This is a genomic window from Microcoleus sp. PH2017_09_SFU_O_A (assembly GCF_020738625.1).
Lineage (GTDB): Bacteria > Cyanobacteriota > Cyanobacteriia > Cyanobacteriales > Microcoleaceae > Microcoleus.
In genome coordinates this window covers 1-7,666 of sequence record NZ_JAEQCF010000143.1, presented here as the reverse complement: position 1 = coordinate 7,666, position 7,666 = coordinate 1, and the positions used below count along the sequence as shown (strand labels likewise).

The 7,666-nt window shown below is 47.6% G+C and carries 7 protein-coding genes and 1 pseudogene; 3 read left to right on the top strand and 5 right to left on the bottom strand.

The features are described from left to right. Positions 1–99: 99 nt before the first annotated feature. A pseudogene (locus JGK16_RS31470) lies at positions 100–711 on the bottom strand (aldo/keto reductase); the annotation flags it as partial. 125 nt (positions 712–836) lie between these two features. Between JGK16_RS31470 and JGK16_RS31465 the strand changes: the two are divergent. Genes JGK16_RS31465 through JGK16_RS31455 form a run of 3 tightly spaced genes read left to right on the top strand, consistent with a single transcriptional unit; the run spans position 837 to position 5,002 of the window. Continuing rightward, positions 837–1,448, top strand: coding sequence for a DUF1802 family protein (locus JGK16_RS31465; RefSeq protein ID WP_293193814.1), 612 nt, complete (start codon positions 837–839; stop codon positions 1,446–1,448). A 36-nt stretch (positions 1,449–1,484) separates the two neighbouring features. Beyond that, the gene (locus JGK16_RS31460) at positions 1,485–1,709 is read left to right on the top strand and encodes a hypothetical protein (RefSeq protein ID WP_293186992.1); all 225 of its coding nucleotides are present in this window, start codon (positions 1,485–1,487) and stop codon (positions 1,707–1,709) included. Beyond that, positions 1,706–5,002, top strand: a complete 3,297-nt coding sequence (locus JGK16_RS31455; protein ID WP_293193816.1) for a PAS domain-containing protein — start codon at positions 1,706–1,708, stop codon at positions 5,000–5,002. Before JGK16_RS31460 ends, JGK16_RS31455 begins: the two co-directional genes overlap by 4 nt. A gap of 136 nt (positions 5,003–5,138) precedes the next feature. On the opposite strand, the gene JGK16_RS31450 is transcribed toward JGK16_RS31455, so the two are convergent. The 4 genes from JGK16_RS31450 to JGK16_RS31435 form a co-directional block, all read right to left on the bottom strand. Continuing rightward, the gene (locus tag JGK16_RS31450) at positions 5,139–5,789 is read right to left on the bottom strand and encodes an ABC transporter permease (RefSeq protein WP_293186994.1); all 651 of its coding nucleotides are present in this window, start codon (positions 5,787–5,789) and stop codon (positions 5,139–5,141) included. Between the two features lie 41 nt (positions 5,790–5,830). Further along, positions 5,831–6,574, bottom strand: coding sequence for an ATP-binding cassette domain-containing protein (locus JGK16_RS31445; RefSeq protein ID WP_293186990.1), 744 nt, complete (start codon positions 6,572–6,574; stop codon positions 5,831–5,833). A gap of 74 nt (positions 6,575–6,648) precedes the next feature. Further along, a complete protein-coding gene (locus tag JGK16_RS31440; protein WP_293186989.1) occupies positions 6,649–7,212 on the bottom strand; it encodes an NUDIX hydrolase in 564 nt (187 codons plus the stop codon). Then, positions 7,209–7,496 carry a hypothetical protein gene (locus tag JGK16_RS31435; protein WP_293203580.1) on the bottom strand — a complete coding sequence of 96 codons (288 nt, stop codon included), beginning with the start codon at positions 7,494–7,496 and terminating at the stop codon, positions 7,209–7,211. The genes JGK16_RS31440 and JGK16_RS31435 overlap by 4 nt, the downstream gene beginning before the upstream one ends. Between the last annotated feature and the right edge of the window lie 170 nt (positions 7,497–7,666).

The window sequence follows — 7,666 nt, the reverse complement described above, 5'->3', positions numbered from 1 at the left end:
GCCCTTTTTTGACAGTTAAATTAGTTTCATATATTTCCCTAAAATCTTCCTTCATCTGATATGCAATCCTCAAACATTCTGATTTTTTTAAGATCAATTTCCTTGAGCTAGAGATGAATAGGCGATGATTGAGATATTATTTTCGGTACAGTAGGGCATGGCGTCTTTTTCTACCCAGCGCCAAAACAGAGAATAGGGCGGTTGCAAGCTGTCAATGCGTCCGTATTGGGCGGCTTCTGCTATTTGGGCGCGGGAAAAGTTGGAAACGCCGATCGCCCGAATCTTCCCCTGTTGCTTTAATTTGTTCAGGGCGTCCATGGTTTCGGCAATTGGTACGGCTTCGGAATTCCAAGTGCCGGCGGGCCAGTGGATTTGGTACAGGTCGATATAATCGGTGTTGAGGTTTTTTAGCGATCGATCGCACGCTTCGACTACCAAATCTGGTCTGAGGTGGTTGGCGAAAACTTTGCTAGCATAAACTACTTGCGATCGCACGTCTGAAAGTGCTTGACCGATAATTTGTTCCGAATGCCCTTCTCCGTAAACCTCAGCCGTATCAAAGGTGGTAATACCGGCCTCAAAAGCGGCGCGCATGGCTTTGACAGTTTCGGCATCCTCAATTCCCACCCACATCCGCTTCCCAGCTTGCCAAGTCCCCATAATTATCGGGGTAATTTGAATTTCTGATGTACCCAATTGTCGCTTTTCCATACCCTAAGTCCTGATTTGGATTTTTAGTATTCACCCTCAATCTATCTAATTTTAACAGAAAAAAGTAGGTAGAGTAGCTTTGAATCAGCGATTTTGTTACTATTGTTAAAACCCAAATAAATCCTATGAAATCAACTACTCGCGCGCTGAAAGAATGGAATGTAGCTGTTAATGCTTTGGAAGGGGGCAGAACGATTGTGCTGTTGCGAAAAGGTGGTATTCGCGAACAAGCGGGACAGTTTAATGTCAGTGACAAGCAAGTTTTACTGTATCCAACTTTTGAACACCAACAACCTGATTTATTAAAGCCAGATTTTGCAAGTCAAGTAAAAACTGTAGAATCTGGTTGGCATCCGGAAACTATTAGAATTGGCAGTTGGGCTGAGATTACTGATGTTTTTTTGGTGGCTTGGGAACCAGCAATTAATGCGCTATTTCCCTACCATATTTGGAATGAAAAATTTGTCGGCGACCGCCTGAAATGGAAACAAAATCAGCCAATTTATATTTTATTGCTGCGGGCTTATCGCCTCGCAGAAACAGCCGAAATTCAGTACATTTCTGAATACGGCGGTTGTCGTTCTTGGATTGATTTGGCAAGTCCTATTTCTCTGGAGGGGAGTGAAGCTGTTTTAAGCGATCGAGAATACATTGCACGCTCAAATGAAATCCGCAATCTGATGGCGAATCCTCCGAACGCGGATGGTTTGCAGAAAATCACAACGCTGACGGTTTAAACTTTATGCACCTATAATTTGTTGAAAGTAGATAGAATGTATTGGTATTGTGGTATTGGTAGCCACGATGTGCTTTTTAAGCCTGTACAAAAAATAGACTTTCTGCGTTTGGCTGATGTTTTGCCAGTATCTGTTACAAATAGCTGTACGATCGCTCCGATGAATGTTCGTCAATTGAAGGGAAGCATCCAGGCTTTACACGATGGGTGCTGTGAAATTGCCATGAAGATCGATCGCGCTTGCAAGGAAGGTTTGCAATGAGTCAGATCCAGCGCACCGTCTTGATTGTCGATCGCAGCCCGGAAGACTGTCATAAGTACCGACAGTATCTGCTGCGCGATCGCGAGTACCAATACAAAATAATCGCAGCGCCGTTAGGGCAAGAAGGCTTGGCGCTGTGGGAACAACACCAGCCGGATCTGGTGTTGCTCGATAATCGGCTGCCAGATATGGACGGTTTGCAATTTATCGCCCAACTGCGAAGCAAAATAGTATCGCAGCGATATTTGCCTGTAATTGTGGTCGGAGTTGGGAACGAGACGATCGCAGTCGAAGCCATCAAAGCCGGCGCCCAAGACTATCTAATAAAAGAACAAATCGCACCGGAGAGTTTGCGGATGGCGGTGAAGGGGACGATCGACAAAGCGCAATTACACGCCAAGTTGCAACAAAACGAAGAACGCTTGCACCTAGCCTTGAAAGCGGCTGGCATGGGTACTTGGGAATGGCAGATTCCTAACAATTGTGTAGTGTGGTCTAATCTGGTAGGGCCGATTTTTGGTCTACCGCTGGGAACTTATCCGGCAAGTTATGAAGATTTTATCGAACTCGTACATCCCGAAGACCGCGAGATAATTGGCGAGGCTATAACCACTACCCTTGAGACAGGGATTAGCTATGAAGTTGAATTTCGCGCTGTCTGGGCCGATGACTCGCTGCATTGGGTAGGCGCTAAAGGGCAACTTTACTATGACTGGGCTGGCAAACCGCTGCGGCTCCTGGGTACAGTAGTAGACCTCACTCAGTCTAAACAGGCAGAAGCAGAACGCCTGCAACAAGTGCAGCGAGAGCGGGCGATCGCCCTAATTGCCCAGCAAGTTCACCAATCGCTGGATTTAGAGCGCGTTTTGCAAACAACCGTAGAGGAAGTGCGACAGTTTCTCGACACGGATCGGGCGATCGTATTTCGTTTGCACTCAGATGGCGGCGGGACTGTGGTAGCGGAATCTGTGGGGCCAGACTGGCGATCGATCCTAGCTTCCCAAATCTACGATCCCTGTTTGGCAAGCAGTTATCTTGAACCCTACCGTCAAGGATTGGTGACGGCAAAAACAGATATTCATGATGGCTCGATCGACCCTTGTCACATCGAACTGCTGACTCAATTTCAAGTCAGGGCAAATCTAGTCGTACCGATCCTGCACGAAAAACAGTGTTGGGGACTGCTGATTGTCCATCACTGCGGCGGCGCGCGCCTGTGGCAACCTTTAGAAATTGATTTGCTTCAGCAGTTGGCCCAGCAGGTGAGCATTGCTATCCGGCAGGCTGAGCTTTATCAGCAAGCACAACACGAACTGCAAGAGCGGAAGCGCACCGAAGCAATTTTACGGGAAAGCGAAGAACGCTTCCGCCAGTTAGCAGAAAGCATCGATGCTGTGTTCTGGATTTCCGATTACCCTTCGGGGCGAGTGCTTTATGTCAGTCCTGCCTACGAACGGCTGTGGGGCTTGAATCCCCAATCTTTGTATGATGACTCTCGGGTTTGGCAGGATTTAGTGCATCCGGAACACCGCGAATCGAACGCCCGAGCGTTTCAGGAGAAAGCTGTTGAGGGCAAGTTCGATGAAGAGTACCGGATTGTTTTGCCCGATCGCACTGTACGCTGGGTGAGAGACCGCTGTTTTCCGCTCAAAGATGAGACAGGAAGGATTTATCGGTTCACAGGGATTGCTGAGGATATTACCGATCGCAAACAAGCAGAAATCGCTTTGCAGGAAAGCGAGCGCCAGTTTGCGACTCTGGCAGAAGCCTCTCCAACAGCCATTTTCCGGTTTGATATTGACAATAACTGTCTCTATGTCAACCGCCGTTGGGGCGAAATGACAGGCCGATCGGTAGAAGAGGCCTTGGGGATGGGATGGGTGCAAACTTTGCATCCCGACGAATGCGATCGACTCAGCCGGGAATGGCTGCAATGGTGTCAAAAACCCGAGCCCAGAGGAATTTACCAGAACGAAGGCAGGCACGTACAGCCAGACGGCAGCATTACCTGGTACTACACCCAGTCGCTGCCCTACCTAGACTGTAACGGAACGGTGACTGGCTATGTGGGAACGCTGATCGACATTACCGATCGCAAACAAGCTGAGAAAGAGATCCGTCAAAGCGAAGAACGCTATCGATATTTAACGGAATCAATCCCGCAATTGGTATGGACAGCGAACGTTGACGGGGTATTGCTCGATGTCAACCAACGCTGGTTAGATTTTACGGGGTTGACGGTAGCACGAGCTCAAGCTGAAGGTTGGCCGGCAGTTGTCCATCCTGATGATGTCTCTACCATGGGCGATCGTTGGATGTCTGCTCAACAAGACGGCAGCCCTTATCAAGCCGAAGGTCGATTGCGCCGCTGCGACGGCGTGTATCGATGGTTTTTGCACCAAGCTATTCCCGTCAAGAATGAATCGGATCGAGTTGTCAAATGGTTTGGTACGGCAACTGATATTGAAGACAAAAAATGCTTGGAACAGCAGCGCGACAGTATTTTGCAGCAGGAAAAAGCTCTGCGCGCAGCAGCGGAAAAAGCTAACCGCGCTAAGGATGAATTTTTGGCTGTGCTTTCTCACGAATTGCGATCGCCCTTGAATCCGATCCTGGGGTGGGCGCAACTGCTGCAAAGTCAAGCGTTGAATGCGGCTCAAACTGCTAAAGCTTTAGACACGATCGAGCGCAATGCCAGATTGCAGACTCAGTTGATTGATGATTTGCTCGATATTGCGGGGATTATGCACGGCAAACTGAGCTTGAATCCCACCCCGGTGAATTTGAGTTTGGCTGTCGAATCTGCGATCGATACTGTGAAAACGGCAGCCGCTGCGAAGTCGATCGAGATTCATGCGATGGTGCCGGATCTGGGGCTGGTGTCTGGCGATGCGGTACGACTCCAGCAGATTGTCTGGAACTTGCTTTCTAATGCGATTAAGTTTACTCCTAACGGTGGCAGAGTGGAGATTCGGCTGGAGCGATCGGGCGTTAGCGGATCCCGCGCAGAGGATCGGGCGCTGATTGCCGTCAGCGATACTGGTAAAGGCATCCACCCTGACTTTTTGCTATCTATTTTTGATTCTTTCTACCAGGAAGATGTGTCTCTGACGCGCAAATATGGCGGGCTGGGATTGGGATTGGCGATCGTCCGCCATTTAGTGGAAGCACACGGCGGGACAATTGCTGCGGAGAGTGCGGGCGAGAATCAGGGATCTATTTTTAGGGTGAGTTTGCCGCTTTTAAAGGCTGAACCTGAGATGAATTTAGCAGAGGAAGTGCGATCGGCTTAAACATGGTACGTAGTTGCGCTTCAGCGCTCTTAAGGTACGTTGTTGCGCTTCAGCGCTCTCTTAATATATATAAGATCGGAGCGCTGAAGCGCAACTACATACCTTAAGATAGTGCACGATTTCAGCAATCACAAATTCAGTCATCTTTAACACCTTTCAATGTACTTTTCGAGAGACGCGCTTCCACGAAACCCAGCCCAAAATCCGCAGCTAAGGCCATCAAAGCCGCCGGAATTGCCCCAGCCAAAAGTAACTGATTGTTGACTGTAGCAACGCCCCGAAAAATAAAGACTCCCAAGCCACCTGCACCAATTGCCGCCGCAATAGTTGCTAGCCCGATCGCAATTACCGCAGCCACTCGCACGCCCGCCAGAATCACGCCCAGCGCCAGGGGAAGTTCCACTTGCCACAACAGTTGCATATCCGTCATTCCCATGCCTGTCCCGGCCATCACAATCGCCCGATCGACGCCGACAATGCCCGTGTAAGTGTTGCGGATAATCGGCAGTAGGGAATAGAGTGTCAGGGCGATGATTGCCGTGCGATCGCCTATTCCGCCCAATACCGGCACCGGAATTAACAAGCCAAACAAAGCTAAACTAGGAATTGTTTGCATAATATTCGCAAATCCCAAAATCGGCTTTTTCAATTTGGGTTTTCTAGTAACTAAAATCCCCAGAGGAATTCCCACAATCGTAGATATAACAATCGCGACTATTACTAAATACAAGTGTTCCATCGACCTCTGAACCATCTCAGCACCATAGCGGTTAATAAAATTAATCATTGCGTAATTCATGATTGCTAACAGCATTCCAATTTAGCTAATTAAAAAGATTCCAAAAAGGCGCGAGCTTCTGGATGCTGAGATTTAATAAATTGATCCGGCGCGGCAAATTCAACCAATCGCCCATCTTGCATCAAACCAATTTTAGAGGCTAAAAAAAAAGCTTCTTGAATTCCGTGAGTCACAAAAATCACAGTTTTCCCTAGTTGCTGCTGTAATTGACGGAATTCCCGCTGCAATTCCAAGCGAGTAATGGGGTCTAAAGCACCAAACGGTTCGTCCATTAACAGCAGCGGAGGGTCTGCTGCAAGTGCTCTGGCGACGCCTACACGCTGCCGCTGTCCGCCGGATAACTGATGGGGATAGCGTTTGGCGAAGTGCTGGGGGTCGAGATTCAGTAATTCTAACAGTTGGTGGACGCGATATTTTATGCGATCGTCCTCCCAGCCTTCCAATTTGGGCACTAAACCAACGTTTTGCTCGACGGTAAAATGGGGAAACAAACCGATTTCTTGAATTACGTAGCCAATTTTTCGCCGCAGTTGAATTGAATCCCACTGAGTTGTCGGTTTTCCCATAACAAGCACTTCGCCGCTGCTTGGTGTCAGTAAATTGTTAATCAATTTCATGGTAGTAGTTTTGCCGCTACCGCTGCGTCCCAGCAATACTAATACTTCTCCTTGCAGCACTTTGAAATTGAGTTTGTCTACTAAATGTCTGCGGTTGAGCCGATATGTAACGTCGAGGCATTCGACAGCAACTTCATGATTATTGACAGGTATCATTAGTTTCGGTGATGTTGGTTTTAAGAAATCGTTAATCGGCTAGTGTCGCGGGAGCATCCCCTAAATCCTAAATCCTAAATCCTAAATCTAAAATCATCTTGGTTTTGCCATTCTAGCAACAATGCTCGACATTGGAGGCAAGTTAATTTTTTGAGCAAGTCGCGAATTCCATCGGGGGTGACAGGATATGCAGCACCGATGAGTTCGGGGTTTACTGTGGCTGTGGGGTGCAATTCTGCTACAAAACCGTAGAGTTTTTGATTGGAGAATGAACTGTTGATTTCCCAGCCTGTGGTGTTGATTGGTTGGATGCGGGCGATCGCACTTTCTGTCACGCCTAGTTCTTTTTTGATTATAGCTGGAACTGCGGCTGCTGGTGTTGTGGCTTCTGGTACGCGACCGCCTGGAAAGTCAAGGGTTGTGGATGCCACGCCGGGGCGGTACATCGGTGCGGGAAACAGCAATTTGTCAGCTTGAATTGTTAAAATTACAACGGAATCTGCTCTTTCTACTCGCCAATATTCGACTATTTGTCCTTCGGTTGTTTCGAGATGTTCGCCAATTAGTTTTACCCAATGAGAGTTGATTTCTACAAATCTATCTAGGGTTTTCCAGTGAGATTTTTCGGTTGGGTTCATGTTGACAGTTGACAGTTGACAGTTGACAGTTGACAGTTGACCGAAGCAAGAAGGAAGTTCGGCAACGGATTGTGAAACGGATGTAAAGGATGTAAAGGATGGAAGGAATAAGGAAGAGGCAATAAGGAAGAGGGAACCTCATAACCGTCTTGGCGGTTGCTGTGAATTAGATGTTTTTTGCTATGGTAATCGATCGCTGTCGATCGCCCAAATATTCGATCGGTCTTTTCAGCTTTGACCCGATTTTTCGATCTAGATTGTAAATTTTTGCTACAATAGCACACAGAACCCAAGAAAATTCAGTATCATAGACTACATAATCTAAGTTGATCTGCGCCTTTGGTGATGAGTTGTTGAAACCGCTCGTAAAAACATGGACAAAGCTACCCAAAAGTAGTCAATGTTAGACATCTACGTTAGTAATTTTAGTCCACAGTCCTAAAACTACAGGAAT

Excerpts from the sequence above, each read along its gene's own strand:
- JGK16_RS31465 (WP_293193814.1), top strand. The coding sequence starts at position 837 with ATGAAATCAACTACTCGCGCGCTGAAAGAATGGAATGTAGCTGTTAAT.
- JGK16_RS31460 (WP_293186992.1), top strand. The coding sequence starts at position 1,485 with ATGTATTGGTATTGTGGTATTGGTAGCCACGATGTGCTTTTTAAGCCT.
- JGK16_RS31440 (WP_293186989.1), bottom strand. The coding sequence starts at position 7,212 with ATGAACCCAACCGAAAAATCTCACTGGAAAACCCTAGATAGATTTGTA.
- JGK16_RS31450 (WP_293186994.1), bottom strand. The coding sequence starts at position 5,789 with ATGATTAATTTTATTAACCGCTATGGTGCTGAGATGGTTCAGAGGTCG.
- JGK16_RS31445 (WP_293186990.1), bottom strand. The coding sequence starts at position 6,574 with ATGATACCTGTCAATAATCATGAAGTTGCTGTCGAATGCCTCGACGTT.
- JGK16_RS31455 (WP_293193816.1), top strand. The coding sequence starts at position 1,706 with ATGAGTCAGATCCAGCGCACCGTCTTGATTGTCGATCGCAGCCCGGAA.